This window comes from Frigoribacterium sp. NPDC087798 (assembly GCF_044742985.1).
Classification (GTDB): domain Bacteria; phylum Actinomycetota; class Actinomycetes; order Actinomycetales; family Microbacteriaceae; genus Frigoribacterium.
This window is the reverse complement of record NZ_JBIUVP010000001.1, coordinates 221376-247936: the sequence shown is the minus strand read 5'-3', so window position 1 is coordinate 247936 and position 26561 is coordinate 221376. Positions and strand designations below refer to the sequence as shown.

Here is a 26561-nt window from a genome sequence, read left to right as displayed (position 1 = left end):
TCGTGGCCGACGAACCCGACTGGGACGACATCTTCGCGTCCCAACCCCAGAACGACCGCCCTGCCGACACCTCCGGACGACGACGGGGTGATCCGGGTGACGGTCGATCGGGCGACGCCGACGGTGCACCCCTCCGCCGCACCACCCACGTCGACGCCCCCGCCCTGTCCCGCCGCGAACAGCGTGAGCGCGAGCGACAGACCGAACCCGGCGTCGTTCCCCCCTCCGACGGTGGGGGTGACCGCCCCCGCGGACGCATGACGCGCGAACCGCGTGAACGGCGTTCCAAGAAGGGCCCGATCGTCCTCGCGTCCATCCTCGTGCTCGTCCTGGCCGGCGGAACCGCCGGCGTCGCCGCCGCATGGGGGCAGGTGCAGCCCCTGATCGCCAAGTTCACGGGTGACGACGAACCGGCCGACTACGCCGGCAGCGGGAACGGCACGCCCGTCGAGTTCGCCATCGTCTCGGGTCAGGTCGGCTCCGACATCGCGCAGAACCTCGCGGACGCGGGCGTCACGCAGAGCTACGAGTCGGCCTACTCGCTCCTCCTGTCCAACCCGTCGATGACCTTCCAACCGGGGACGTACACCTTGCAGCAGCAGATGAGCGCCCAGTCGGCCCTCGATGCGTTGCAGGACAGTGCCAACCGCATCACCAACAAGGTCGTCATCCCCGAGGGAACCGTGGCGGCGGACGTCTACGAACTCCTGGCCACCGCGACGTCGATCCCCATCGCCGACGTCCAGGCCGCCGCTGCGGACTACACGACGTTCGGGCTGCCCGCCGAGGCCACGAGCCTCGAGGGATGGCTCTTCCCGGCGACCTACGAACTCGACCCGGGCAAGACCGCCCACGACTACCTGCAGGACATGGTGACGACCATGACCCAGCACCTGCAGTCCGCCGGCGCCCAGCCCGCCGACTACCAGAAGACCATCGTCTTCGCGTCGCTCGTCCAGAAAGAGGCCGGTCTGGCCGACGACTACCCGAAGGTCGCGCGGGTCTTCCAGAACCGTCTCGACCAGGGCATGCTCCTCCAGTCCGACGCGACGGTGGCCTACGGCACCGGCAACACCCACCGGGTCACGACGACCGACGAAGAGCGCGGCGACGCGGACAACGCCTACAACACCTACGTCCACGAGGGCCTGCCGGTGGGGCCGATCTCGAACCCCGGTGACCTCGCCCTGAACGCCGCCCTCAAGCCGGCCGACGGGACGTGGCTCTACTTCGTCACGGTCGATCTCGACTCGGGCGAGACGGCGTTCTCGACCACCTTCGCGGAGCACCAGGCCGCGGTCAAGCAGTGGCAGGCCTGGATGCGGGAGCACCCCGAGTACCAGTGACCGACCCACGGTCGACCTCTGGGCCGACCCACCGGTCCCGAGGGGCCGATCGACCGTCACACGGTCGGTCGGTCCCTCTCTCTGTGGGAAGATCGACACCATGCTTCGTTGGTTGACCGCTGGAGAATCTCACGGGCCCGAGCTCGTCGCCGTCCTCGAAGGGCTGCCGGCCGGCGTGCCGGTGTCGCTCGACGCGATCCGTGCCGACCTCGCCCGACGCAAACTGGGCTACGGCCGCGGTTCCCGCATGAAGTTCGAGCAGGACGAACTCAACATCTCGGGCGGCGTCCGTCACGGTCTGACGATGGGCAGCCCCGTGGCCCTGCGGATCGGCAACACCGAATGGCCGAAGTGGGTCGAGGTGATGAACCCCGAGCCCGTCGAGGTGAGTGAGGCCTCCCGGGGGCGGAGCGCGCCCCTCACCCGACCCCGTCCCGGCCACGCCGACCTCGTCGGCATGCAGAAGTACGACTTCGACGAGGCCCGACCCATCCTCGAGCGGGCGAGCGCACGCGAGACGGCAGCGCGCGTCGCGCTCGGAGCCGTCGCCCGGTCGTTCCTCGCCGAGCTCGGCATCGAGCTCGTCAGCCACACCCTGTCGATCGGGCCCGTGCGCGTGCCCGACGGCAGCCCGGTGCCCGTCCCGACGGACGTGGACCGTCTCGACGACGACCCGTTGCGCTGCTTCGACCAGGCGACCAGCGCCCTCATGGTCGACGAGGTCGAGGCCGCCAAGAAAGACGGCGACACCCTGGGCGGCGTCGTCGAGGTGCTCGCCTACGGGGTGCCGCCCGGGCTCGGTTCGCACGTCCAGTGGGACCGCCGTCTCGACTCGCAGCTGGCCGCCGCGTTGATGGGCATCCAGGCGATCAAGGGAGTCGAGGTCGGCGACGGCTTCGAGACCACCCGGAGGCGCGGTTCCGTCGCCCACGACGAGCTCCACCGCACGGGAGGGGTCATCTCGCGTGACACCGACCGAGCCGGCGGCACCGAGGGGGGCATGAGCACCGGCACGGTCCTCCGCGTGCGTGCCGGCATGAAGCCCATCGCGACCGTGCCCCGGGCGCTGGCCACCGTCGACGTCACGAGCGGCGAAGAGAGCAAGGCGCACCACCAGCGATCGGACGTCTGCGCGGTCCCGGCCGCCGGCGTCGTCGCCGAGTCGATGGTCGCCCTCGTCCTCGCGAACTCGATCCTGGAGAAGTTCGGCGGCGACTCGCTGGGGGAGACGGCGCGCAACCTGCGGGGCTACCTCGACGCCATCCCCGAGAACCTGCGGACTCAGCCGGCGTCCGCCGCCGAGTGACGGTCGCGCGGCCGGTCGTCCTGATCGGGCCCATGGGGGCGGGCAAGACGAGCATCGGCAAGAAGCTCTCCCGTCGTCTCGGCGTCCCGTTCGTCGACAGCGACCGTCTCGTCGTCCGCCGGCACGGGCCCATCGCCGACCTGTTCGACCGTCACGGCGAGGCCCACTTCCGGGCACTCGAACACGAGGCCGTGGTCGAGGCCCTGACCGTCGACGGGGTGGTATCGCTGGGCGGGGGAGCCGTCCTCGACGAACGCACGCGCGCCTCCTTGTCCGGGTTGCCCGTCGTCCTGCTGACCGTGACGGCGGAGGCCGTCGAGTCGAGGCTGGCCGGGAGCACCCGGCCGCTGCTGCAGAGGGGCGGGATCGAGGCCTGGCGAGCCATCGCCGCCGAGCGCGATCCGGTCTACCGGGCACTGGCGTCCGCCGTGTTCGACACGTCTAACCGACCCGTCTCGACCGTCGTCGACGACATCGAGACCTGGCTCGACTCCGAGAGAGGCACCGCATGACCGACGCGACCGACACCACCACCATCCACGTCGGGGGAGACGCCCCGTACGACGTCCTGATCGGTCGGGGCCTCACCGGCCACCTGCCGGCGGTCCTGCACCCGCAGACCAAGAAGGTGCTGATCGTCCACGCCCCCACCTTGGGCCGCAAGGCCGGAGAGGTCCGCGACGCGCTCGTGGCGGCCGGCTACGAGGCCCTCATCGCCGAGGTGCCCGACGCCGAGGACGCCAAGCGCGTCGAGGTCGCCGCCTTCTGCTGGCAGGTGCTGGGCCAGGCCGACTTCACCCGCACCGACGCCGTCATCGGTCTCGGCGGCGGGGCGATCACCGACCTGGCGGGCTTCGTCGCCGGCACCTGGCTCCGAGGCGTCCCGCTGGTCCAGATGCCGACCAGCGTGCTGGGGCTCGTCGACGCGAGCGTCGGTGGCAAGACCGGAGTGAACACGGCCGAAGGCAAGAACCTCGTCGGTGTCTTCCACCCGCCGGTGGCGGTGCTGGCCGACCTCGACCACCTCGACACGCTCTCGAAGAACGAGATCCTCGCCGGCTTCGCCGAGGTCGTGAAGGTCGGGTTCATCGCCGAACCCGAGATCCTCGACATCGTCGAGGCGGACGTCGACCGGGCGACCGACCCGACCACGCCGGAGTTCCGGCGGGTGGTCGAACTGGCGATCGGGTTGAAGGCCCGCGTCGTGGGCGAAGACCTCACCGAGCAGGGCCTGCGCGAGATCCTGAACTACGGCCACACCCTCGGCCACGCCGTCGAGCACGCCGAGCGTTACCAGTGGCGCCACGGGGCCGCGGTGTCGGTGGGCATGGTGTTCGCCGCAGAGCTCGCCCGCCTGACCGGCCGACTGTCCGACGAGGCGGTCGACCGTCATCGCCGCATCCTCGAGTCGCTGACCCTTCCCGTGTCGTATCCGCTCGGGCGCTGGAACACCCTGCTCGCCACCATGCAACGGGACAAGAAGGCGCGCGCGGGCCTGTTGCGCTTCATCGTCCTGGACGAGATCGGTCGGCCCACCGTGCTGCAGGGGCCCGACCAGAGCCTGCTCTTCGCGGCGTACCAAGAGATCGGTTCGTAGCCCTTCGGCCCTTCGGGGCGTCCGCTACACTCGACGATGGCCGATTCCGGCCGACCTCCCACCACCCCGAACGGATCATCCGCGCATGGCGACTACCAACGACATCAAGAACGGTGCCGTCCTCAACCTCGACGGTCAACTCTGGAACGTCATCGAGTTCCAGCACGTCAAGCCGGGCAAGGGTGGCGCGTTCGTCCGTACCAAGATGAAGAACGTGATGTCGGGCAAGGTCGTCGACAAGACGTTCAACGCCGGCACCAAGATCGATTTCGCCAACGTGGACCGTCGCGAGTACACGTACCTCTACGCCGAGGCCGACGGCTACGTGTTCATGGACACGAGCGACTACGACCAGATCAACGTGCCCGCCACGATCGTCGGCGACGCGAAGAACTTCATGCTCGAGAACCAGAACGTGCAGATGGCCCTGCACGACGGCGACCCGCTGTACATCGAGTTGCCCGCCTCGGTCATCCTCGAGGTCACGTACACCGAGCCCGGCCTCCAGGGCGACCGCTCGACCGGCGGGACGAAGCCCGCCACCGTCGAGACCGGCTACGAGATCCAGGTGCCGCTGTTCCTCGAGACCGGCACCAAGGTCAAGGTCGACACCCGCGACGGCGGCTACCTCGGCCGCGTCAACGACTAGTCGGTGAGCGCACGCACCAAGGCGCGCAAGCGCGCCCTCGACGTCCTGTACGTCGCCGACATCCGTCAGATCAGCATGACCGACGCACTCGTCGCCGAGACCCAGCGGGCCCTCGACCAGCCCGAGCGGGGTTCGAGCTGGGGTTATGCGCGCGACATCGTGCAGGGCGTCATCGACCACCGCGACGAGATCGACGAACTGATCGAGACGTACTCGCAGGGCTGGACCCTCGCGCGCATGCCCACCCTCGACCGCGGCATCATCCGGATCGGCATCTGGGAGCTGCGTCACAACGACGAGATCCCCGACGCCGTGGCGATCAGCGAGGCCGTCGAACTGGCCCAGACCCTCAGCACCGACGACTCCGCCTCGTTCGTCAACGGACTGCTCGGTCGGATCGCGACCGCGGACTGACCGCCGACCGGCCGCCGTCGTCGCCGGCCGGCTCGTCGGGCGTCCGACGAACCGCTAGGGTTGAGCGACCCACACCGACATCCTTTAAATTCCGTCCCGAGAGGCGGGGAAGGAGGTCCGATTGAGCACCCGTACCGTGCTGAGTCAGGCTGACATCGCGCGTGCCCTCACGCGCATCTCGCACGAGATCCTCGAGTCGAACAAAGGTGCCGACGACCTGGTCGTCCTGGGCATCCCGACGCGGGGGGTCGTGCTCGCCGACCGGCTCGCCGCGATCCTCTCGTCCATCTCGGGCAGCACCGTTCCCGTGGGGTCGGTCGACGTGACGATGTACCGGGACGACCTCCGGCGCCAGCCCACCCGGTCGCCCCGACCCACCTCGGTGCCCTCCGGCGGCATCGACGGGAAGACCGTCGTCCTCGTCGACGACGTCCTCTACTCGGGGCGTACCATCCGTGCCGCGTTGGACGCCCTGAGCTCGATCGGCCGACCCCGGGCCGTTCGCCTCGCGGTCCTCGTCGACCGAGGCCACCGAGAACTGCCCATCCGTGCCGACTTCGTGGGCAAGAACCTGCCGACCTCGACCGTCGAGCGCATCTTCGTGCGACTGCACGGCGTCGACGACGACGAACTCGTCGCCATCGACGACGCCACGACCGCAGGAGGCGCGGGGGCCGCCTCCGCGCCGGTCACCACCCCGGGGGCGAACCGATGAGGCATCTGCTCAGTACCGCCGACCTCTCGCGCGACGACTCGATCCGCGTCCTCGACGTCGCGGAGGACATGGCGGACGTGGCCACCCGCGAGGTGCGCAAGCTGCCGACGCTCCGCGGCATCACGGTCGTCAACCTGTTCTACGAGGACAGCACCCGCACGCGCATCTCGTTCGAGGCCGCCGCCAAGCGGCTCAGTGCGGACGTCATCAACTTCGCCGCCAAGGGGTCGAGCGTCTCCAAGGGCGAGTCCCTGAAGGACACGGCCCAGACCCTCGCCGCCATGGGGGCCGACGGCATCGTGATCCGCCACCCGTCGAGCGGCGCACCTCGTGTGCTGGCCGACAGCGGCTGGGTGGACGCCGGCATCGTCAACGCCGGCGACGGCACCCACGAACACCCCACGCAGGCCCTGCTCGACGCGTTCACGATCCGCCGGCGCGTCCACGGCTCGGCGAGCCGGGGGCGCGACCTCGACGGCGTCGAGGTGATGATCGTCGGTGACATCCTGCACTCGCGGGTGGCCCGCTCCAACGCGTGGTTGCTGCGGACGCTCGGGGCGCACGTCACGGTGGTCGCGCCTCCCACGCTGATCCCGGTGGACGTCAGCCGCTTCGGCGTCTCCGTCCGCTACGACCTCGACGAGGCCCTGGCCGAGGTGCGACCGGACGTCGTCATGATGCTGCGCATCCAACAGGAGCGCATGAACGACGCGTTCTTCCCCAATCCCCGCGAGTACGCCCGGTCCTGGGGGCTGGGTGCGATGCGGTTCCGGGCTCTGCCCGAGTCCACGCTCGTCATGCACCCCGGCCCGATGAACCGCGGCCTCGAGATCAGCGACGAGGCCGCCGACTCGCCGCGGTCCACCGTCCGTGAGCAGGTCGCGAACGGCGTGGCCGTCCGCATGGCCGTGCTCTACCTCACCCTCGCCGGCGACCGGGAGGACGCATCGTGACCACCACCCACCTCATCCGGGGCGCCGAGACCGTCGACGGCACCCGCACCGACGTCGTCGTCCGTGACGGCGTCGTCGCCGAACTCGGCACCGGCCTGACCGCCGCCGGTGCGACGGTCACCGACGCCGACGGCCTGCTCCTGCTCCCCGGCCTCGTCGACCTCCACACCCACCTGCGCGAGCCGGGGGGCGAGGGCAGCGAGACCGTCCTGACCGGATCACGCGCAGCGGCCGCCGGCGGGTACACCGCGGTCAACGCCATGGCGAACTCGTCACCCGTGGCCGACACCGCGGGGGTCGTCGAACAGGTGCAGGCGCTGGGGGAGCGGGCCGGCTTCGTGACCGTCCGCCCGATCGGTGCCGTGAGCCAGGGGCTGAAGGGGACCCACCTCTCCGAGATCGGTGCCATGGCCCGCTCGCGGGCCGCCGTCCGGGTCTTCTCCGACGACGGTTCCTGCGTCGCCGACCCGTTGCTGATGCGTCGGGCCCTCGAGTACATCAAGGGGTTCGGGGGAGTCCTCGCCCAGCACGCCCAGGAGCCGAGGCTCACGGAGGGCGCCCAGATGAACGAGGGCGCGCTGTCGGCCGAACTGGGCCTGGGAGGCTGGCCCGCGGTCGCCGAAGAGGCCATCATCGCCCGCGACGTCCTGCTCGCCGACCACGTCGGCGCCCGACTGCACGTCTGCCACGTGTCGACGGCGGGCAGCGTCGAGGTCATCCGCTGGGCCAAGTCGCGCGGCATCGAGGTCACGGCCGAGGTGACGCCGCACCACCTCCTGCTGACGGAGGACCTCGTGTCGGGTTACGACTCACGGTTCAAGGTCAATCCGCCGCTGCGTCGCTCCGAAGACGTCGAGGCGTTGCGTGCCGCCCTGGCCGACGGCACGATCGACATCGTGGCCACCGACCACGCCCCGCACACGTCCGAGGCCAAGTGCTGCGAGTGGGACGCCGCCGCGAACGGCATGGTCGGCCTCGAGTCGGCCCTGTCGGTCGTCCACCACGCGATGGTCGACACGGGGCTCGTCGGCTGGGCCGACGTCGCCCGCGTGATGTCGATCGCCCCGGCCGAGATCGGGCAGGTCGCCGGCCACGGCCGTCCCCTCGCCGTGGGCGAGCCCGCCGAGCTCACGCTCTACGATCGTGGGGTGACCCGCACGTTCTCGACCGAGCACCTCGCGGGCAAGAGCCGCAACTCGCCCTACCTCGGTCGCTTCCTGCCGGGACAGGTGCGGGCGACCTTCCACCAGGGCTACGCGACGGTGGTCGACGGGCACGTCGTCGAGAGCGAGGTCGTCGCCCACGCGGCTCGACTCGTCGACAGCGCCGCCGCCCTCGCCGCCTCCGACGGGACGCCCGCCCGATGAGCCAGTGGATCATCGCCGCGCTCATCCTCGTCGGCGTCGGACTGCTGATCGGTCTGATGGCCCGCTCCTGGCGCGCCAGGGGGCGGCGTCAGTCCGACATCCCCGCCCCCGACCGGGCGCCCGACGACCTCTCGGCCCCCGTCCTCGCCGTCGACGCCCTCTACGTCGCCACGTCACGGGGCGGTGACCCGCTCGACCGCGTCGTCGTGCACGGCCTCGGGTTCCGCGGTCGGGCGATCGTGTCCGTCCACGCCGAGGGCGTGCGCCTCGAGATCGCGGGCGAACCGGCCGTGCTGATCCGCGCCTCCTCGTTGCGGGGGGTCGACCGTGCGACCTGGACCATCGACCGCGTCGTCGAGCGGGACGGCCTCGTCCTCGTCGGCTGGCGCCTCGGCGACGTCGACCTCGACACCTACCTGCGCATCACCGACGACCCGGCACCCGTCGTCGCCGCGATCCGCCCCCTCGTCCCCACGGCCCCCGGGGCCGGCACCACCAAGGAGAAGACCATTGACTGACGCCTCCACCACCGAGAGGGCCGTGCTGGTCCTCGCCGACGGCACCCGCTACACGGGTCGTGCCTACGGCGCCGTCGGACGCACCCTCGGCGAGGTCGTCTTCGCGACCGGCATGACCGGCTACCAGGAGACCCTCACCGACCCGTCGTACGCCGGGCAGATCGTCGTCATGACGGCACCGCACATCGGCAACACGGGCGTGAACGACACCGACCCCGAGTCACGCCGCATCTGGGTCGCCGGGTACGTCGTGCGGGACGCGAGCCGGGTGGTCTCGAACCACCGGGCGCAGGGCAGCCTCGACGACCAGCTCGTCGCCGACGGCATCGTCGGCATCCGCGGCATCGACACCCGCGCCGTCACGCGCCGTCTGCGCGAGGTCGGCTCGATGAAGGGCGGGGTCTTCAGCGGTCCCGACGCGGAGCTCGACCCCGACGAGCAGCTGTCCCTCGTCACCGCCGGGGCCGACATGCGCGGCCTCAACCTCTCGAGCCAGGTGTCGACGGTCGAGCCGTACGTCCTGCACGCCGAGGGCGACCGCATCGGCTCCGTCGCGGTGCTCGACCTGGGCGTGAAGACCTCGACGCTCCGCTACCTGGCGCAGCGCGGCTTCGAGGTGCACGTGCTGCCGCAGTCCACGACCCTGGACGAGCTCCGTGCCCTCGCCCCCGACGCGCTCTTCTACTCGAACGGCCCGGGCGACCCGGCGGCGAGCGACTCCCAGGTCGAACTGCTGCAGGGTGCCCTGCGGGACGGGCTGCCCTACTTCGGCATCTGCTTCGGCAACCAGCTGTTCGGCCGGGCCCTGGGATTCGGCACGTACAAGCTGCCCTTCGGCCACCGTGGCATCAACCAACCCGTGCTCGACAAGACGACGAACAAGGTCGAGATCACCAGCCAGAACCACGGCTTCGCGGTCGACGCACCCATCGACGGCGTCCTCGACTCCCCGGCCGGCTTCGGCCGGGTCGAGGTCAGCCACTACAGCCTGAACGACCAGGTCGTCGAGGGCCTCCGTGCCCTCGACATCCCCGCGTTCTCGGTGCAGTACCACCCCGAGGCCGCCGCGGGCCCCCACGACAGCAACCACCTCTTCGACCGCTTCCGCGAGGCGGTCGTCGCCCGCACGAACGGCCAGGCCGTCGACTTCGGCTCCGACATCGAAAGCAGCAACTGATGCCCAAGCGTGACGACATCAACTCCGTCCTCGTGATCGGCTCCGGGCCGATCGTCATCGGCCAGGCGGCCGAGTTCGACTACTCGGGCACCCAGGCGTGCCGCGTGCTGCGTGAAGAAGGGGTCCGGGTCATCCTCGTCAACCCGAACCCGGCCACGATCATGACCGACCCCGACTTCGCCGACGCGACGTACATCGAGCCCATCACGTCCGAGGTGCTCGAGGCGATCATCGTGAAGGAGCGCCCCGACGCGATCCTGCCCACCCTCGGCGGGCAGACGGCCCTGAACGCCGCCATCGCCCTCGACGAAGAAGGCATCCTCGCCAAGCACGGCGTCGAGTTGATCGGCGCCAAGGTCGAGGCCATCCAGAAGGGCGAGGACCGCCAGCTCTTCAAGAAGCTCGTGCTGGAGTCCGGTGCCGACGTCGCCAAGTCGTACATCGCCACGACGGTCGACCAGGCCGTCGAGTACGCCGAAGACCTCGGGTACCCGCTGGTCATCCGGCCCTCGTTCACCATGGGCGGGCTCGGATCGGGCTTCGCCTACACCCGTGACGAGCTCGTCCGCATGGTCACGGACGGCCTGCACCAGAGCCCGACCACCGAGGTGCTCCTCGAGGAGAGCATCCTCGGCTGGAAGGAGTACGAGCTCGAGATGATGCGGGACACGGCCGACAACACGGTCGTGGTCTGCTCGATCGAGAACGTCGACCCCGTCGGCGTCCACACCGGCGACTCGATCACCGTCGCCCCGGCGCTCACCCTCACCGACCGCGAGTACCAGAACCTGCGCGACATCAGCATCGACATCATCCGTCGCGTGGGCGTCGACACGGGCGGCTGCAACATCCAGTTCGCGGTGGACCCCGCGGACGGCCGCGTCATCGTCATCGAGATGAACCCCCGCGTGTCGCGCTCGAGCGCCCTGGCGTCGAAGGCGACCGGCTTCCCGATCGCCAAGATCGCGGCGAAGCTCGCCCTCGGGTACCGTCTCGACGAGATCCCGAACGACATCACGAAGGTGACCCCCGCCTCCTTCGAGCCGACGCTCGACTACGTCGTCGTCAAGGTGCCGAGGTTCGCCTTCGAGAAGTTCCCGGCGGCCGACACGACGCTGACCACGACGATGAAGAGCGTGGGCGAGGCCATGGCCCTCGGCCGCAACTTCGCGCAGGCGCTGCAGAAGTCGCTCCGGTCGCTCGAGAAGCGTGGCTCGAGCTTCCACTGGCAGGGCGAGCCCGGAGACGAGGAGGCGCTGCTCGCGTTGTCGTCGACGCCCACGGACGGCCGCATCGTCACCGTGCAGCAGGCCCTGCGGGCCGGCGCCACCGCCGAGCAGGTCTTCGACGCCACGAAGATCGACCCCTGGTTCATCGACCAGGTCGTGTTGATCAACGAGGTCGCCGAGCAGGTCGCCGCGGCGGCCGTACTCGACGCGGACGTGCTCGTGCTCGCGAAGGACCACGGCTTCAGCGACGACCAGATCGGCCAGTTGCGCGGTCTCTCCGAGCAGCAGGTCCGCGATCACCGGCACGCCCTCGACGTGCGTCCCGTCTTCAAGACCGTCGACACCTGCGCGGGGGAGTTCCCCGCGCTGACGCCGTACCACTACTCGAGCTACGACGCCGAGACCGAGGTGGTGGCCAGCGATCGCCGCAAGGTGATCATCCTCGGCTCCGGGCCGAACCGCATCGGGCAGGGCGTCGAGTTCGACTACTCGTGCGTCCACGCGAGCTTCGCCCTGAGCGACGCCGGGTTCGAGACGATCATGATCAACTGCAACCCCGAGACGGTCTCGACCGACTACGACACGAGCGACCGGTTGTACTTCGAGCCGCTCACCCTCGAGGACGTCCTCGAGGTGGTCCACGCCGAGAGCGCCAGCGGCGAGCTCGTCGGCGTCGTCGTGCAGCTCGGCGGCCAGACGGCCCTCGGCCTGTCGAAGGGCCTCGAGGCCGCGGGCGTGCCCATCCTCGGCACGACGCCCGACGCGATCGACTCGGCAGAAGAACGAGGCCTCTTCCAGGGCATCCTCGACGCCGCCGGCCTGCTCGCGCCCCGCAACGGCACGGCGACCGACTACGACAGCGCCGTCGCCGTCGCCGAAGAGATCGGCTACCCGGTGCTGGTGCGTCCGTCGTACGTGCTCGGTGGCCGCGGCATGGAGATCGTCTACGACAGCCCCTCGCTCGCCGACTACTTCGAACGGGTCGCCGACCAGGCCATCATCGGACCGGAGGCACCCCTGCTGGTCGACCGGTTCCTGGACGACGCCGTCGAGATCGACGTCGACGCGCTCTACGACGGCACCGAGCTCTACGTCGGCGGCATCATGGAGCACATCGAGGAGGCCGGCATCCACTCCGGCGACTCGAGCTGCACCCTTCCGCCCGTCACGCTCGGGAAGGGCGAGATCGACCGCGTCCGCGACGCGACCCTCGCCATCGCGAAGGGCATCGGCGTGTCCGGCCTGCTCAACGTGCAGTTCGCGATCGCGGCCGGCGTGCTCTACGTCATCGAGGCCAACCCCCGGGCGAGCCGCACGGTGCCCTTCGTCTCGAAGGCCCTCGGCATCCCGTTGGCCAAGGCGGCCTCGCTCATCATGGTCGGCCACAGCGTGCGCGACCTCGTGGAGACCGGCCTGCTGCCGGAGCAGGACGGCTCGGACGTCCCCCTCGACTCGCCGATCTCGGTGAAGGAAGCCGTGCTCCCCTTCAAGCGGTTCCGCACGAAGGAGGGCCAGGTCGTCGACAGCGTCCTCAGCCCCGAGATGCGTTCCACGGGCGAGGTCATGGGCATCGACCGCGACTTCCCCCGGGCGTTCGCGAAGAGCCAGACGGCGGCGTACGGCGGCCTCCCCACCTCGGGCACCGTCTTCGTCAGCGTCGCCGATCGCGACAAGCGGGCCATCGTGTTGCCGGTGCTGCGCCTCCAGCAGCTCGGCTTCCGCATCCTGGCGACCGAGGGGACGGCCACCGTCCTCGTCCGCAACGGCATCCACGCCGACACCGTCGACAAGTTCAGCGCCGGAGGCCACTCGGTCGTCGACCTGATCAACGCCGACGAGGTCGACATCGTGATCAACACCCCGAGCGGCTCGAGCGCCCGGGCCGACGGCTACGAGATCCGTGCGGCGACGGTCGCAGCCGACAAGGCGCTCTTCACGACCATCGCCCAACTCGGTGCGGCCGTCGCCTCGATCGAGGCCGTCCAGAGCGACCTCGAGGTGACGAGCCTGCAGGACTACGGCCTCGCCCGGGCGGCCCGACGGTGAGCTCGTCGTTCGGCGACCGGCTCGCGGCGGCCTTCGCCGCGACCGGTCCGCTCTGCGTCGGCATCGATCCCCATCCCTACCTCCTCGACCAGTGGGGCCTGCCGTCCGACGCCTCGGGTGTCCGTGAGTTCGGCCTGCGCGTCCTCGACGGTCTGGTCGGCTCGGCGACGATCGTGAAACCGCAGGTCGCGTTCTTCGAACGGTGGGGCTCCGCGGGGTTCGCAGCCCTCGAAGACGTCCTCGAGGCCGGTCGCGAGCGGGGCCTGGTGCAGATCGGCGACGCGAAGCGGGGCGACATCGGCTCGACGATGGACGCCTACGGCGAGGCCTGGTTCGACGCGTCGTCACCGCTGCGGGTCGACGCGCTGACGGTCTCGCCCTATCTCGGCTTCGACTCCATGACCGGACTGGTCACCCGGGCACGGGCCGTCGGCGCCGGCGTCTTCGTGCTGGCCGCGACGTCCAACGTCGAGGCCCTCGCCACCCAGACGGCCGTCCGGACGGACGACCACGGCGCGGAGGGCACCGTCGCGAGCGGTATCGTCGACGACGTGCTCCATGACAACCAGACGGCGGGCGACGCTCCGTTCGGCAGCGTCGGCCTCGTGCTCGGCGCGACCGTCGACCTCGACGACTACGGCATCGACGCCGCCCGACTGACGACGACGCCGGTGCTCGCCCCGGGGTTCGGCCACCAGGGCGCGACCTATGCCGACCTGCCGCGGCTCTTCGGCCCCGCGGCCGGTGCCGTGCTGGTCTCCGCCTCCCGAGCCCTGCTCTCGGCGGGTCCGGAAGGGTTCGCCGACGCGGTCCGTCGTGATGCCGACGAGGTGCGTTCGTGCCTCGTCTGACCCCGCCTCCCGTCGACCGTGCCGCGGCGGCCCGAGCCGCCGTGGCCGCGCGTCGCGGTCGCGCCGCCGTCAAGAACGCCGTCGCCTCCCGGACTCGCAGCGCCCTCGACGTCGCCGAGTCCGCCTGGGCCGGTGAACCCACGAGCCCCGAGGGGTCGCTCAGGGTCCGCGAACTCCTCACCAGCATCCCGGGCATCGGTCCGACCCGCGTCGCCCGCATCATGACCGAGCTCGGCATCGCCGAGTCGAAGCGGGTCGGTGGCCTCGGGGTGAGGCAACGCCGCATCCTCGGCGACTGGCTGGCCGTCCGCGAGTCGAAGGGGCGCCTCCGGTCCCGGCTGGTCGTCCTGGCGGGCCCCACGGCCGTGGGCAAGGGCACGGTCTCGACCTACATCCGCGAGAACTACCCCGACGTGCACCTCAGCGTGTCGGCGACGACCCGTGCCCCGCGACCCGGCGAGGTCGACGGGGTCCACTACTACTTCGTGGACGACGCGGAGTTCGACCGCATGATCCGCGACCGCGAACTGCTCGAGTACGCCACGGTGCACAACTCGTACCGCTACGGCACGCCCCGCCCTCCGTTGGACGCCGCGTTGAACGAGGGGCGCAGCGTGCTGCTCGAGATCGACCTGCAGGGGGCTCGACTCGTCCGGGCCGCGATGCCCGAGGCCGTGCTCGTGTTCCTGCTGCCCCCGACCTGGGACGAACTCGTCCGTCGACTCATCGGTCGGGGTACCGAGGACGCCGCCGAACAGCAACGCCGACTCGAGACCGCGAAGGTCGAACTGGCCGCCCAGGACGAGTTCGACGCGCGTGTCGTGAACCACGACGTGGCCGAAGCGGCCCGAGAGGTCGTAGAATTGATGACTGCGCCCGAACCGGGCCGCACGCGCGCGTGACCCGCGCCCCCATCTTGGTGCCCACGCTCGTCCCGAGCGGAGCCGGCACCGTCCCCCATCGACACGAGGAGCAACCAATGGCCGACAAGAACCAGGGCATCATCGATCCCCCCATCGACGAGCTGCTGTCGAAGGTCGAGTCGAAGTACGCACTCGTCATCTTCGCCTCCAAGCGCGCGCGTCAGATCAACGACTACTACGCCGACCTGCACGAGGGCAGCCTGTTCGACAACGTCGGCCCCCTGGTCGACAGCTCCATCGACGACAAGCCCCTGTCGGTCGCGATGCACGAGATCAACGAGGACAAGCTCGAGGTGAAGCCGCTCGCCGTCCCCTCCGAGTAGCGGGGCGGCACGACCAGCCCCTCTGACGGTGGTCGGTCCTATCATCTGACGAGGCCCCCGGGAGTCCATCCCGCGGGGCCTCATCGCGTCCCCACCCAGAACGACACCCAGAGGAACACCGTGACCCCGACCGACACGACGACCGCCCCCGCCACGACGGCATCGACCTCCCTTCGACTCTTCACCTCCGAGTCGGTCACCGAGGGCCACCCCGACAAGATCTGCGACCAGATCTCGGACGGCATCCTCGACGCGCTGCTGGCTGTCGACCCCGCCAGCCGGGTCGCGGTCGAGACCATGGTCACCACGGGACTCGTGCACGTGGCCGGCGAGGTCACCACCAAGGGCTACGTCGACATCCCCACGATCGTGCGCGACCTCATCGTGGGCATCGGCTACGACTCGTCGGCCGTGAGCTTCGACGGCCGTACCTGCGGCGTCGAGGTGTCGATCGGGTCCCAGTCGCCCGACATCGCCCAGGGCGTCGACACCGCCCTCGAGGCGCGTGGCGGCGACGACGACCTGCTCAACCGCCAGGGTGCCGGCGACCAGGGCATCATGTTCGGCTACGCCACCAACGAGACCCCCCAGTTCATGCCGCTCCCCGTGTGGCTGGCCCACCGGCTCGCCGAGCGACTGGCGGCCGTGCGCAAGTCGGGCACCCTCGACTACCTCCGGCCCGACGGCAAGACGCAGGTGACGGTCGGCTACGACGGGGTCGTGCCCACGACCGTCGACACCGTCGTCCTGTCGACCCAACACTCGCCTGCGGTCTCGAGCGCTCAGCTCGAGTCCGACGTCATCGAGCACGTCATCCGCCCCGTCCTCGACGAGGCAGGGTTCTCGTCCACGGACACCCGGTTCATCATCAACCCGACCGGCAGGTTCGAGATCGGCGGCCCGCAGGGCGACGCCGGACTCACCGGCCGCAAGATCATCGTCGACACCTACGGCGGGGCGAGCCGTCACGGTGGGGGCGCGTTCTCGGGCAAGGACCCCTCGAAGGTCGACCGGTCCGCCGCGTACGCCATGCGGTGGGTGGCCAAGAACGCCGTCGCCGCGGGCCTCGCCGACCGGCTCGAACTCCAGGTGGCCTACGCGATCGGGCGGGCCGCACCCGTCGGCCTCTACGTCGAGACCTTCGGCACCGGGCACGTCGGCGACGACGTCATCACGGCCGCCATCGAGAGCGTGTTCGACCTCCGCCCGGCGGCGATCATCCGCGACCTCGACCTGCTGAGGCCGATCTACGCGGCGACGTCGACCTACGGCCACTTCGGTCGCGACCTGCCCGACTTCACCTGGGAGGCGCTCGACCGCGTCGACGCCCTCCGGGCCGCCGCCGGGCTCTGACCGTGGCGGCGGTCGCCGACGTCCCCGTCGACAGGGTGCCGCGCGTCGTCCGGGTGATGGTCGAATCGCCGCTGCCGCAACTCGACCGGTTGTTCGACTACGCCGTGCCCGAGCGGCTGCGCGACCAGATCGCCCCGGGCATCCGCGTCAAGGTTCCGCTCCGCTCCGCCGGGCGCATCACCGACGGCTTCGTCGTCGAGGTCGCGTCGTCGTCCGAGCACGGCGGCGACCTGTCCGAGATCGAGGACGTCGTGTCGACCGTGTCGGTCCTGGCACCCGAGGTGTGGCGCCTCGCGCGCGCCGTGGCCGACCGGGCCGGCGGATCGGCCAGCGACGTCGTGCGGCTCGCGATCCCACCGCGTCAGGTCCGGGTCGAGAAGGCCCACCTGGCCGCCGCCGACAACTCGTCCTCACCGGCCTCCGGCCCCACCGGCCCCACTGCCCCGACCGTGGCTCCCGTGACATCCTCGACTCCCGACCACGACGCCGACGCCCACCCCGAACCCGTCCCGGTCGTCGTCGGCTATCGGTCGACCGACCTCGCCGGGCTCGTTGCGGCCCGCGGTCGCGCGGCGGTCGACGCCGTTCCGCTGCTGGTCGAACTGCCCGACGGGGCATGGGTGGGTCACTGGGCCCTCACGGCCGCCCAGCTCGCTGCGGTCGCCGTCGGCGCGGGCGACAACGCCGTGGTCGCCGTCCCCGACTACCGCGACGAAGAGCACGTCCTCCAGGCCCTCGCCGCCGTCCTCCCGCCCGACCGCGTCGTCCGGCTCGACTCCCGACAGTCGAACGCCGACCGCTACCGAGCGCTCCTCCGTGCCCGAGGCGACGAGCCCGTGGTCGTCGTCGGCAACCGGTCCGTCCTGCTCGCCCCCTCGGCCAGGCTCGGGGTCGTCGTGGTGTTCGACGACGGTGACCCGTCCTTCGGCGAGCCGCTCGCCCCGTACGTGCACGCCCGCGACACCGCGCTGCTCCGGCAGGCCCAACAAGACAGCGCCCTGGTGTTCCTCGGCCACTCCCGCAGCACCGACGTGCAGCGCCTGGTCGAGATCGGCTTCCTGGCCGAGGTGCGTCCCGATCCGCGCTACCAGCCCCGGGTCGTGCCGACCGTCCGTCAGGCCGCCACGGACGGATTCGCCGCGCAGGCCCGCATCCCCTCCTCGGCCTACGCCGAGGCGCGGGCCGCGGTCGAGCACGGACCGGTCCTGATCCAGGTGGCCTCGCCCGGCTACTCGCCACGCCTGGCCTGCGTCGACTGTGGCGACACGGCACGCTGCCTGCGCTGCAACGGCCCCCTCCAGCAACGCGAGCGAGGGGTGACCCCGGCCTGCGCCTGGTGTGGCGCCCTGGCCGTCTCGTGGCACTGCCGCACCTGCGAGGGAACGCGCATGCGGGCCGTCGGCACCGGCGCGTCGCGGACGGCCGACGAACTCGGCAAGGCGTTCCCCGGGGTGCGCGTCATCGTCTCGGACGGCGCGAGGGCCCTGACCCACGTCGACGCCGACCCGGCGATCGTCGTCGCGACCCGCGGGGCCGAGCCGATCGCCCCCGGCGGCTACCGAGCCGTGCTGCTGCTCGACGGTGAGCGCATGCTCGCCCGAGAGAGCCTCCGCGTGGCGGAGGACTGCCTCCGCTGGTGGGCCAACGCCACGGCCCTGGCCGCACGTCGCGCCCCGGTCGTGCTGGTCGGGGTGGGTGGCGCCATCGCCTCCGCCCTCGCGACGTGGGAGCTCGCCCGCTTCGTCTCCTCAGAGCTCGCCGACCGTCGCGTCCTGCGCTTCCCCCCGGCCGTCCGAGTGGTGACCGTGACCGGCACGGTCGACACCGTCGCGCGTGCGCTCGACGACCTTCCCGACGAAGTCCGTGCCGAGACCCTCGGCCCGGTGGACGTCGAGTCCGCCGGCGTCCGCGCCATCGTCCGCTTCGACTACTCGCGCGGTCACGACGTGGCGCTGGCCCTCCGCTCCCAGGTCATCCGGGCGGCCACGGACCGACGCAAGGCGCTCGGTCAGAAGCGTGCGCGGGCCGTCCCTACACTCAGAGTGCGGTTCGACGACGTCGAGCCGTTCGCCGACTGACCCGCCAGGAACCCCATGCGCCTCGTCTTCGCCGGCAGCCCCGCCGCTGCCGTGCCCTCGCTCACCGCCCTCGCCGACGGTCCTCACGAGATCGTCGCCGTGCTGACCCGCGACGACACCCCGCAGGGACGCAGACGCGTCCTGACCCCCACCCCCGTCGCCGTCGAGGCCGACCGCCTCGGTCTCCGCGTCGTCAAGGCCCGCCGCATCACGCCTGAGGTCACGGCCGAGCTCACGGGGCTCGATCCCGACCTCGGCGTCGTCGTGGCCTACGGAGCCCTGCTCCGCGAGCCCCTCCTCGGCGCCCCCCGGCTCGGCTGGGTCAACCTGCACTTCTCCCTCCTCCCCGCCTGGCGCGGCGCCGCCCCCGTCCAGCGGTCGCTCATGGCGGGCGACGTCGTGTCGGGCGCCGCGGTGTTCCAGCTCGTCCCCGAGCTCGACGCGGGGGACGTCTACGGCACCCTCGAGCGCGTCCTCGACGGCACCGAGACCGCAGGCCAGCTCCTCGCCGAGCTCGCGCGTTCCGGTGCCGGCCTGCTGGTCGACGTCGTCGACCGCCTCGCCGACGGCACGGCCACGGCGACGCCCCAGACCGGTGCGGTCACGCTCGCCCCCAAGCTGACCCTCGTCGACGGCGTCCTCGACGCCTCGCGACCGGCGACCGAGGTGATCGCCCGCTTCCGAGGCGTCACGCCGGAGCCCGGCGCCCGCGTCGACCTCGACGGCTCGGGCCTCAAGATCACGGAGGCGCGGACGACGTCGACCGACGAGGCACCTCTCGAGGCCGGTCGCCTCGAGTCCCGGGGCCGCCGTGTGCTGCTGGGCACCGCCTCCTCGCCCGTCGAGCTGGTCCGGGTGCAACCGGCGGGCAAGAAAGAGATGTCGGCGGCCGACTGGTGGCGGGGGCTGCCCGGCGGCGTCGACCGTCGCGTGACCCTGCCCGTCCCGGCCAACATCGACACCGACACCGACACCGACCCGAAGAGCACCTCATGAGCCGAGTCCAACCCGCCCGCCAGGTCGCCCTCGACGTCCTCCGGGCCGTCGAGCAGGACGACGCCTACGCCAACCTCCTGCTGCCGCAGCGCATCGTCCGGGCCCGTCTGGGGGCCCAGGACGCAGGGCTCGCGACCGAACTGACCTACGGCACCCTGCGCCTCCGGGGCTACTACGACCGCGTCATCGCGCTGGCCGCCCGTCGGGGCACCGACGCGATCGACCCGGCACTCCTGGACGTCCTCCGCCTCGGCACGCACCAGCTCCTCTCGACGCGCGTGGCCGTCCACGCGGCCGTCGACGAGAGCGTCGAGCTCGCGCGTCAGGTGGGCAGCCGATCGGGGACCGGATTCGTCAACGGCGTCCTGCGCACCATCTCGCGGTCGACGCCCGACGAGTGGCGCGAGCGGGTCCTGGCCGACACGACCGGGGACGACGACCGTCTGGCCACGGAGTGGTCGCACCCCGCCTGGGTGGTGCGGGCGTTCCGTCGTTCGCTGGCCGCCGAGGGGCGGGAGGGCGAGCTCGTCGATCTGCTGTCGGCCGACAACGACGCCCCGAAGGTCAGCCTCGTCGCCCTGCCGGGGCTCGCCGAGGTGTCCGAGCTCGGCGCCCCGAGCGGGCGCCTGTCGCCACTGGCGGCGACGAGTGGTGGGGGCGATCCGGCCCAGCAGACGGCCGTCCGCGAGGGGCGTGCCCGCGTGCAGGACGAAGGGTCGCAGCTCGCCGCGCTCCTCCTCAGTCGACACCGCCCCGCCACACCCGGAGAACGGTGGCTCGACATGTGCGCCGGACCCGGCGGCAAGGCCGCCCTGCTCGGTGCCGAGGCTGCTCGGGCGGGTGCCCACCTCGTCGCCAACGAGCTCGTCCCGGCACGGGCGGGGCTCGTCCGACAGGCGCTCGAGGCCGTCCCGGGCGACGTCGAGGTCCTCGAGGGTGACGCCACCCGTTTCGGGGCGGAACGGCCCGGAGGTTTCGACCGCATCCTGCTCGACGCGCCCTGCACCGGCCTCGGGGCCCTGCGGCGGCGACCCGAGGCCCGGTGGCGCAAGCAGCCGGCCGACGTCGGTCAGCTCACGGCCCTCCAGTCGCGCCTGTTCGCCAGCGCCCTGGACGCGCTGGCGCCCGGGGGAGTCCTGGCCTACGTGACCTGCTCCCCGCACACGGCCGAGACGCGCGGAGTCGTCGAGGCGGGCCTCCGAGGCCGCGACGACGATCTCGTCCTGCTCGACGCGACGGCCGGCGTCGAGCGCATCGCCGGCCGCGCCGTCGACCTGGCGTCGGCACCGTTCGTCCAGCTCTGGCCGCACCGTCACGGCACCGACGCCATGTTCGTCGCCCTGATCGAGAAACGTGCCGGACGGTAGGCTCGTCCCGTGTCGATCCGCATCAGCCCCAGCATCCTCTCGGCCGACTTCGCGAACCTCGAGCGCGACCTCGAGCGCATCTCGACCGCCGACCTCGTGCACGTCGACGTGATGGACGGCCACTTCGTGCCCAACCTCACCCTCGGCCTCCCCGTCGTGCAGCGTCTCGGCGAGGTCAGCCCCGTACCGCTCGACCTGCACCTGATGATCGACGACGCCGACCGCTGGGCACCCCGCTACGCCGAGACGGGCGCCTTCTCGGTGACCTTCTCCGCCGAGGCGGCGTCCGATCCCGTCTCGACGGCGCAGGCCATCCGCAGCAACGGCTCCCGTGCCTCCGTCGCCGTGAAGCCGGGCACCGACCTCGAGCCCTACCTCCAGGCCCTCGACGCGTACGACATGATCCTCGTCATGACGGTCGAGCCGGGCTTCGGCGGGCAGTCCTTCATGCCGGAGACGATGGCCAAGCTGGCCCGTGCCCGTGAGGCCGTGCGCGCCTCCGGGCTCGACGTGTGGCTCGAGGTCGACGGCGGCATCACGACCGAGACCATCGTCACGGCCGTCGAGAACGGTGCCGACACGGTGGTCGCCGGGTCCGCCGTCTACGGCGGGTCGCCCGTCGACAACATCGCTGCACTCCGGACGGCCGCCGCGACGGTAGCCTTGACGTCGTGAAATCCTTCGACGACCTGTACCTCGAGCTCAGCGACAAGGCCCGCGACCGGCCCGAGGGGTCGGGCACCGTGGCCGAACTCGACGCCGGAGTGCACCAGATCGGCAAGAAGATCGTCGAAGAGGCCGCCGAGGTCTGGATGGCCGCCGAGTACGAGGGCGACGTCGCGACCGCCGAAGAGATCTCCCAGCTGCTCTACCACCTGCAGGTCATGATGATCGCCAAGGGCATCACCCCGGCCGACGTCTACCGACATCTCTGAGTCGGCCTCCGTCACCCCCGTTCGTCACGCCGCTCGCGCGGCACCCCAGCAGACAGAGAACCCCATGCTCCGCGTCGCAGTGCCCAACAAGGGATCGCTCAGCGAGACCGCTTCCGCCATGCTCGCCGAGGCCGGCTACACCGGTCGCCGAGACCCCAAGACCCTCCACGTCGAGGACCCGCGCAACGGCGTCGAGTTCTTCTACCTCCGACCGCGCGACATCGCGACCTACGTGGGGTCGGGCGCCCTCGACGTGGGCATCACGGGTCGCGACCTGCTGCTCGACTCGCACTCGCCCGCACACGAGGTCGCTCCCCTCGACTTCGGCGGCTCGACCTTCCGTTTCGCGGGCCCTCCTGGCCGTTTCGCCGACCTCCGTCAGCTGCAGGGCACCCGGGTCGCGACGAGCTACGCCGGCCTCGTCGGCTCGTTCCTCGAGAGCCACGGCGTGACCGCGACCCTCGTGCCGCTCGACGGAGCGGTCGAGAGCGCCGTGCAGCTGGGCGTCGCCGACGCCGTGGCCGACGTCGTGTCGACCGGTGCGACCCTGCGGGCGGCCGGGCTCGAGATCTTCGGGCCGGTCATCCTCGAATCGACGGCCGTCCTCATCTCGTCCGACGCCGACGTGGACGGTCTGGCGGTCCTCCACCGTCGCCTGCAGGGCGTCCTCGTGGCCCGGCAGTACGTCCTCATGGACTACGACGTCCCGGTCGACAAGCTGGACGCCGCCACCGCCGTCGCCGGCGGCATGGAGTCGCCCACCGTCTCCCCGCTGCACGACCGCGACTGGGCCGCCGTCCGCGTGATGGTCCCGCGGTCCGACACCAACCAGGTCATGGACGCCCTCTACGACCTCGGCGCCCGGGCGATCCTGGTCAGCCCGATCCACGCCGCGAGGCTGTAGCCGTGACCGCCGACGACGCGGTCGTCCCCGGCGCGGTCGCCGCCGACGCCTCCCTCGCCGTCCGGGTCATCCCTTGCCTCGACGTGGCCGCCGGCCGCGTGGTGAAGGGCGTCAACTTCCTCGACCTGCGCGACGCGGGCGATCCGGTCGAGCTGGCCCGCACGTACTACGAGCAGGGTGCCGACGAGATCACCTTCCTCGACGTCACCGCCACGGTCGACGAGCGGTCGACGACCTACGACGTCGTCCGGGCGACGGCCGAGCAGGTCTTCATCCCGCTGACGGTCGGGGGCGGCGTGCGCACCACCGACGACGTCGCCCGGCTGCAGGCGGCGGGGGCCGACAAGATCGGCGTGAACAGCGCCGCCATCGCGCGGCCCGACCTGATCGGCGAGATCGCCGACCGGTTCGGAGCCCAGGCGGTCGTCCTCTCGCTCGACGTCAAGCGTTCGAGCGGCACCCCCTCCGGCTTCGTCGTCACGACCCACGGCGGTCGCACCGAGACGACCCTCGACGCGCTCGCCTGGGCGCGCGAGGCCATCGAACGCGGGGCGGGCGAGCTGCTCGTCAACTCGATCGACGCCGACGGCACCAAGCAGGGCTTCGACCTCGAACTCGTCCGCGCCATGCGCGAGCTCAGCCGGGTGCCGGTCGTCGCGTCCGGAGGGGCGGGTCGGCTCGAGCACTTCGCCCCGGCCATCGAGGCGGGTGCCGACGCCGTGCTCGCGGCGTCGGTCTTCCACAACGGCGAACTCACGATCGGCCAGGTCAAGGACGAGCTGGCCCGGTCGGGGGCCGTCGTCCGCTGAGGCGGGCCGTCACCGCACCGGGCCGCAGCCGACCAGCCGACATCGCACCGCATCGCATCGCATCGCATCGAGGAGCACACCATGACCGACCAGCTGACGCGTGAGACGGTCGAGCCCGTCGTCGCCCGTGCCCGGTTCGACGCGTCGGGCCTGCTGCCCGCCATCATCCAACAAGAGGGCACGAAAGACGTGCTCATGATGGGGTGGATGGACGCCGAGGCGCTCCGCCGCACCCTCACGGAGGGGCGCGTCACCTTCTGGTCCCGCTCTCGAGAGGAGTACTGGCGGAAGGGCGACACGTCGGGCCACGCGCAGTTCGTCCGCGCCGCCGCCCTCGACTGCGACGACGACGTGCTGCTCGTCACGGTCGAACAGATCGGCGCCGCCTGCCACACGGGCTCGCACTCCTGTTTCGAGGTCGACCCGCTCGAGCCGGCCACCGCCTCCTCGTCCCTGCCGTCCGGCGACACCGACCCCACCGGAGGCCTCCGTGGCTGACGCCCCGATCCGCACCTCGACGACCCGGGCCCAGTTCGACGAGCGGCTGGCCGGGCATCGGGTCGTCCCGGTCGTCCGCGACCTGTTCGCCGACGGCGAGACGCCCGTGGGGGTGTACCGCAAGCTCGCCGACGGCAGGCCCGGCAGCTTCCTCCTCGAGTCGGCGGCCCAGGGAGGGATCTGGTCCCGGTGGTCCTTCGTCGGCGTCTCGTCGTTCGGCGTGCTCACGACCGACGACGATGAGGCCCGCTGGATCGACTACGGCATCGACCGCGATCGGGCGCTGGGCGATGCCGTCGGCCGTCCCCTCGAGGTGCTCTCCGCCCTGCACCACCGGTGGGCGACCCCGCGCATCGACGGCATGCCGCCCCTCACCGGTGGCCTCGTCGGGTTCATCGGCTGGGAGGCCGTGCGCGAGCTCGAACACCTTCCCGACGCGCCGCCGGCCGAGTTCACGGTGCCCTCCCAGGCGCTCAGCTTCGTGTCCGAGCTCGTGGCCCTCGACCACCGCACGGGTGCCGTCCTGCTCGTCGCCACCGCGTTGAACGACGGAACCCACGAGCCCGACGTCCTGTGGGCCGACGCGCAGTCCCGACTCGACGACCTCCAATCCCGACTCGCGGCCCCGAGCGAGGCGTTCCTGTCCGACGTCGACCTGACGATCGAGGCCACGCCGACCCGGCGTTCGACCGACGACGAGTACGCGCACGCGATCCGGCGGTCGAAGCAGTTCATCCACGACGGCGACGTCTTCCAGGTCGTCGTCTCCCAGCGCTTCGACCACGAGGTCACGGCCGAGCCGCTCGACGTCTACCGGGTGCTGCGGACGCTCAACCCGAGCCCGTACATGTACCTGGTGACCCTCGACGACGTGCAAGGTCGGCCCTACACCATCGTGGGCTCGTCGCCCGAGGCGCTGGTCAAGGTCGACGGGCGGCGGGCCTACACGCATCCCATCGCCGGGTCGAAGCCGCGTGGAGCCTCGCCCGACGAGGACCAGCGCTTCGCCGACGAACTCGCCTCGGACGAGAAAGAACGCGCCGAGCACCTCATGCTCGTCGACCTGGCCCGCAACGACCTGCTCAAGGTGTGCACGCCGGGAACCGTCGAGGTCACCGAGTTCATGCAGGTCGAACGGTTCAGCCACATCATGCACCTCGTCTCGAGCGTCGAGGGCGACCTCGCTCCCGGCAAGGACGCCATCGACGCGTTCCGTGCCACCTTCCCGGCCGGCACGTTGTCGGGTGCTCCCAAGCCCCGGGCCCTCGAGATCATCGACGAACTCGAGCCCGCCCAGCGGGGCGTCTACGGGGGAGTGGTCGGGTACTTCGACTTCGCCGGCTCGGCCGACGTCGCGATCGCGATCCGCACCGTCCTGTTGCAGGACGGCGTGGCCCGCGTGCAGGCGGGTGCCGGTCTCGTCGCCGACAGCGACCCGGTCGCCGAGAACCAGGAGGCGCGCAACAAGGCCGCGGCCCCCTTGCGTGCCGTCGCGGTCGCGAACGCCATGGCACGGCTCCGCTGATGCCCGCTCGTCGCCTGAAGCTCACGACGATCCTCGGGGGCATCCTGCTCGCGGGACTCGCCCTGCTGTCCTGGACGCAGGACTGGTTCCACGTCGTCGTCGCCTCCCCCCAGGGCGGAGACCTCCCGCTCGACGTCGCCGGCGACGTCGCCGGTGCGCCGTTGTCCGCCCTGTCGCTGGCCAGCCTGGCGCTCTTCGGGGCGCTCACGATCGCCGGCCGCGTCTTCCGCGTCGTCCTGGGGGTGCTCCAGGTGGCACTGGGCGTCAGCGTGGTCGTCACGACGTCGACCGCCCTGGCCGACCCCGTGCGCGCCTCGGGGAGCGCCGTGACGACCGCCACGGGCGTCGACGGCACCGACTCGATCCGGGCCATCGTCTCCTCGGTCGAGCCCACGGCCTGGCCCTGGCTCGGGCTCGTGGCCGGCGTCCTCGCCGCGCTCCTCGGAGTCGCCACCGTGCTCCTCGCGGGCGCCTGGCCCCGGGCCACCCGCAAGTACTCCGCCACGCGACTGGTCGCCGCGGATCCCTCGGCCGATCCGGCTGCCGCCTGGGACGCGCTGTCGGGTGGCGACGATCCCACCGACGACCCGGCGCACCTCGACGAGGGCGGGTCGGGCCCCACCGAGCCGGGTCGTACCCGGTAGACTCAGCCCTCGTACCGACCTGATCCAAGGAGCACTGT

Annotated in this window: 26 protein-coding genes; all 26 read left to right on the top strand. The window is 71.4% G+C overall.

Translation table 11 applies throughout. The features are described from left to right. The first annotated feature begins 2 nt into the window (after positions 1–2). The 26 genes from mltG to ACIOSR_RS01075 all read left to right on the top strand — a co-directional run bounded on the left by mltG (position 3) and on the right by ACIOSR_RS01075 (position 26523). Positions 3–1346 carry an endolytic transglycosylase MltG gene (gene mltG / locus ACIOSR_RS01200; protein WP_402751647.1) on the top strand — a complete coding sequence of 448 codons (1344 nt, stop codon included), beginning with the start codon at positions 3–5 and terminating at the stop codon, positions 1344–1346. A 100-nt stretch (positions 1347–1446) separates the two neighbouring features. Then, positions 1447–2652, top strand: a complete 1206-nt coding sequence (aroC, locus tag ACIOSR_RS01195; RefSeq protein ID WP_123570099.1) for a chorismate synthase — start codon at positions 1447–1449, stop codon at positions 2650–2652. 32 nt (positions 2653–2684) lie between these two features. Continuing rightward, entirely contained in the window at positions 2685–3164 is a 480-nt protein-coding gene (locus ACIOSR_RS01190) for a shikimate kinase (protein WP_402752191.1), read from the top strand. After that, on the top strand, positions 3161–4249 hold the full coding sequence (gene aroB, locus ACIOSR_RS01185; protein ID WP_056045338.1) for a 3-dehydroquinate synthase: 1089 nt from the start codon (positions 3161–3163) through the stop codon (positions 4247–4249). The genes ACIOSR_RS01190 and aroB overlap by 4 nt, the downstream gene beginning before the upstream one ends. Positions 4250–4334: 85 nt before the next feature. After that, positions 4335–4898 carry an elongation factor P gene (gene efp / locus ACIOSR_RS01180; protein ID WP_043592746.1) on the top strand — a complete coding sequence of 188 codons (564 nt, stop codon included), beginning with the start codon at positions 4335–4337 and terminating at the stop codon, positions 4896–4898. A 3-nt stretch (positions 4899–4901) separates the two neighbouring features. Then, positions 4902–5312, top strand: coding sequence for a transcription antitermination factor NusB (gene nusB / locus ACIOSR_RS01175; RefSeq protein ID WP_043592748.1), 411 nt, complete (start codon positions 4902–4904; stop codon positions 5310–5312). 121 nt (positions 5313–5433) lie between these two features. Beyond that, positions 5434–6027: a bifunctional pyr operon transcriptional regulator/uracil phosphoribosyltransferase PyrR gene (pyrR, locus tag ACIOSR_RS01170; RefSeq protein WP_123570098.1), complete on the top strand. Its 594-nt coding sequence runs from the start codon at positions 5434–5436 to the stop codon at positions 6025–6027. Next, on the top strand, positions 6024–6980 hold the full coding sequence (locus ACIOSR_RS01165; protein ID WP_402751646.1) for an aspartate carbamoyltransferase catalytic subunit: 957 nt from the start codon (positions 6024–6026) through the stop codon (positions 6978–6980). Before pyrR ends, ACIOSR_RS01165 begins: the two co-directional genes overlap by 4 nt. Then, on the top strand, positions 6977–8347 hold the full coding sequence (locus ACIOSR_RS01160) for a dihydroorotase (RefSeq protein ID WP_402751645.1): 1371 nt from the start codon (positions 6977–6979) through the stop codon (positions 8345–8347). The genes ACIOSR_RS01165 and ACIOSR_RS01160 overlap by 4 nt, the downstream gene beginning before the upstream one ends. Then, positions 8344–8865, top strand: a complete 522-nt coding sequence (locus tag ACIOSR_RS01155; RefSeq protein ID WP_056045324.1) for a hypothetical protein — start codon at positions 8344–8346, stop codon at positions 8863–8865. Before ACIOSR_RS01160 ends, ACIOSR_RS01155 begins: the two co-directional genes overlap by 4 nt. Then, on the top strand, positions 8858–10042 hold the full coding sequence (gene carA, locus ACIOSR_RS01150; RefSeq protein WP_123570094.1) for a glutamine-hydrolyzing carbamoyl-phosphate synthase small subunit: 1185 nt from the start codon (positions 8858–8860) through the stop codon (positions 10040–10042). The genes ACIOSR_RS01155 and carA overlap by 8 nt, the downstream gene beginning before the upstream one ends. Further along, on the top strand, positions 10042–13317 hold the full coding sequence (gene carB / locus ACIOSR_RS01145) for a carbamoyl-phosphate synthase large subunit (RefSeq protein WP_402751644.1): 3276 nt from the start codon (positions 10042–10044) through the stop codon (positions 13315–13317). The genes carA and carB overlap by 1 nt, the downstream gene beginning before the upstream one ends. After that, positions 13314–14168 (top strand): orotidine-5'-phosphate decarboxylase, encoded by an 855-nt coding sequence (gene pyrF / locus ACIOSR_RS01140; RefSeq protein ID WP_056045314.1) that lies wholly within the window; start codon positions 13314–13316, stop codon positions 14166–14168. Before carB ends, pyrF begins: the two co-directional genes overlap by 4 nt. Further along, complete coding sequence (gmk, locus tag ACIOSR_RS01135) at positions 14156–15070, top strand: guanylate kinase (protein WP_056045311.1); 915 nt, start codon at positions 14156–14158, stop codon at positions 15068–15070. Before pyrF ends, gmk begins: the two co-directional genes overlap by 13 nt. Before the next feature lie 77 nt (positions 15071–15147). Beyond that, entirely contained in the window at positions 15148–15414 is a 267-nt protein-coding gene (gene rpoZ, locus ACIOSR_RS01130; RefSeq protein WP_056045308.1) for a DNA-directed RNA polymerase subunit omega, read from the top strand. A gap of 120 nt (positions 15415–15534) precedes the next feature. Continuing rightward, entirely contained in the window at positions 15535–16767 is a 1233-nt protein-coding gene (gene metK, locus ACIOSR_RS01125) for a methionine adenosyltransferase (RefSeq protein WP_402751643.1), read from the top strand. 2 nt (positions 16768–16769) lie between these two features. Continuing rightward, on the top strand, positions 16770–18845 hold the full coding sequence (locus tag ACIOSR_RS01120) for a primosomal protein N' (RefSeq protein WP_402751642.1): 2076 nt from the start codon (positions 16770–16772) through the stop codon (positions 18843–18845). Positions 18846–18860: 15 nt separating this feature from the next. Continuing rightward, positions 18861–19841 carry a methionyl-tRNA formyltransferase gene (locus tag ACIOSR_RS01115; RefSeq protein ID WP_402751641.1) on the top strand — a complete coding sequence of 327 codons (981 nt, stop codon included), beginning with the start codon at positions 18861–18863 and terminating at the stop codon, positions 19839–19841. Next, the gene (locus ACIOSR_RS01110) at positions 19838–21208 is read left to right on the top strand and encodes an RsmB/NOP family class I SAM-dependent RNA methyltransferase (protein WP_402751640.1); all 1371 of its coding nucleotides are present in this window, start codon (positions 19838–19840) and stop codon (positions 21206–21208) included. The genes ACIOSR_RS01115 and ACIOSR_RS01110 overlap by 4 nt, the downstream gene beginning before the upstream one ends. A 9-nt stretch (positions 21209–21217) precedes the next feature. After that, positions 21218–21883, top strand: a complete 666-nt coding sequence (gene rpe, locus ACIOSR_RS01105) for a ribulose-phosphate 3-epimerase (RefSeq protein WP_173150869.1) — start codon at positions 21218–21220, stop codon at positions 21881–21883. Continuing rightward, the gene (locus tag ACIOSR_RS01100) at positions 21880–22143 is read left to right on the top strand and encodes a phosphoribosyl-ATP diphosphatase (protein WP_043592769.1); all 264 of its coding nucleotides are present in this window, start codon (positions 21880–21882) and stop codon (positions 22141–22143) included. Before rpe ends, ACIOSR_RS01100 begins: the two co-directional genes overlap by 4 nt. Before the next feature lie 64 nt (positions 22144–22207). Beyond that, a complete protein-coding gene (hisG, locus tag ACIOSR_RS01095; RefSeq protein ID WP_056045298.1) occupies positions 22208–23047 on the top strand; it encodes an ATP phosphoribosyltransferase in 840 nt (279 codons plus the stop codon). 2 nt (positions 23048–23049) lie between these two features. Then, entirely contained in the window at positions 23050–23856 is an 807-nt protein-coding gene (gene hisF / locus ACIOSR_RS01090) for an imidazole glycerol phosphate synthase subunit HisF (protein WP_192123637.1), read from the top strand. An 81-nt stretch (positions 23857–23937) separates the two neighbouring features. Then, positions 23938–24354, top strand: a complete 417-nt coding sequence (gene hisI, locus ACIOSR_RS01085; RefSeq protein WP_123570087.1) for a phosphoribosyl-AMP cyclohydrolase — start codon at positions 23938–23940, stop codon at positions 24352–24354. Continuing rightward, positions 24347–25879, top strand: coding sequence for an anthranilate synthase component I (locus tag ACIOSR_RS01080; RefSeq protein ID WP_402751639.1), 1533 nt, complete (start codon positions 24347–24349; stop codon positions 25877–25879). The genes hisI and ACIOSR_RS01080 overlap by 8 nt, the downstream gene beginning before the upstream one ends. Continuing rightward, complete coding sequence (locus tag ACIOSR_RS01075) at positions 25879–26523, top strand: Trp biosynthesis-associated membrane protein (RefSeq protein ID WP_402751638.1); 645 nt, start codon at positions 25879–25881, stop codon at positions 26521–26523. The genes ACIOSR_RS01080 and ACIOSR_RS01075 overlap by 1 nt, the downstream gene beginning before the upstream one ends. The last annotated feature ends 38 nt before the right edge of the window (positions 26524–26561 follow it).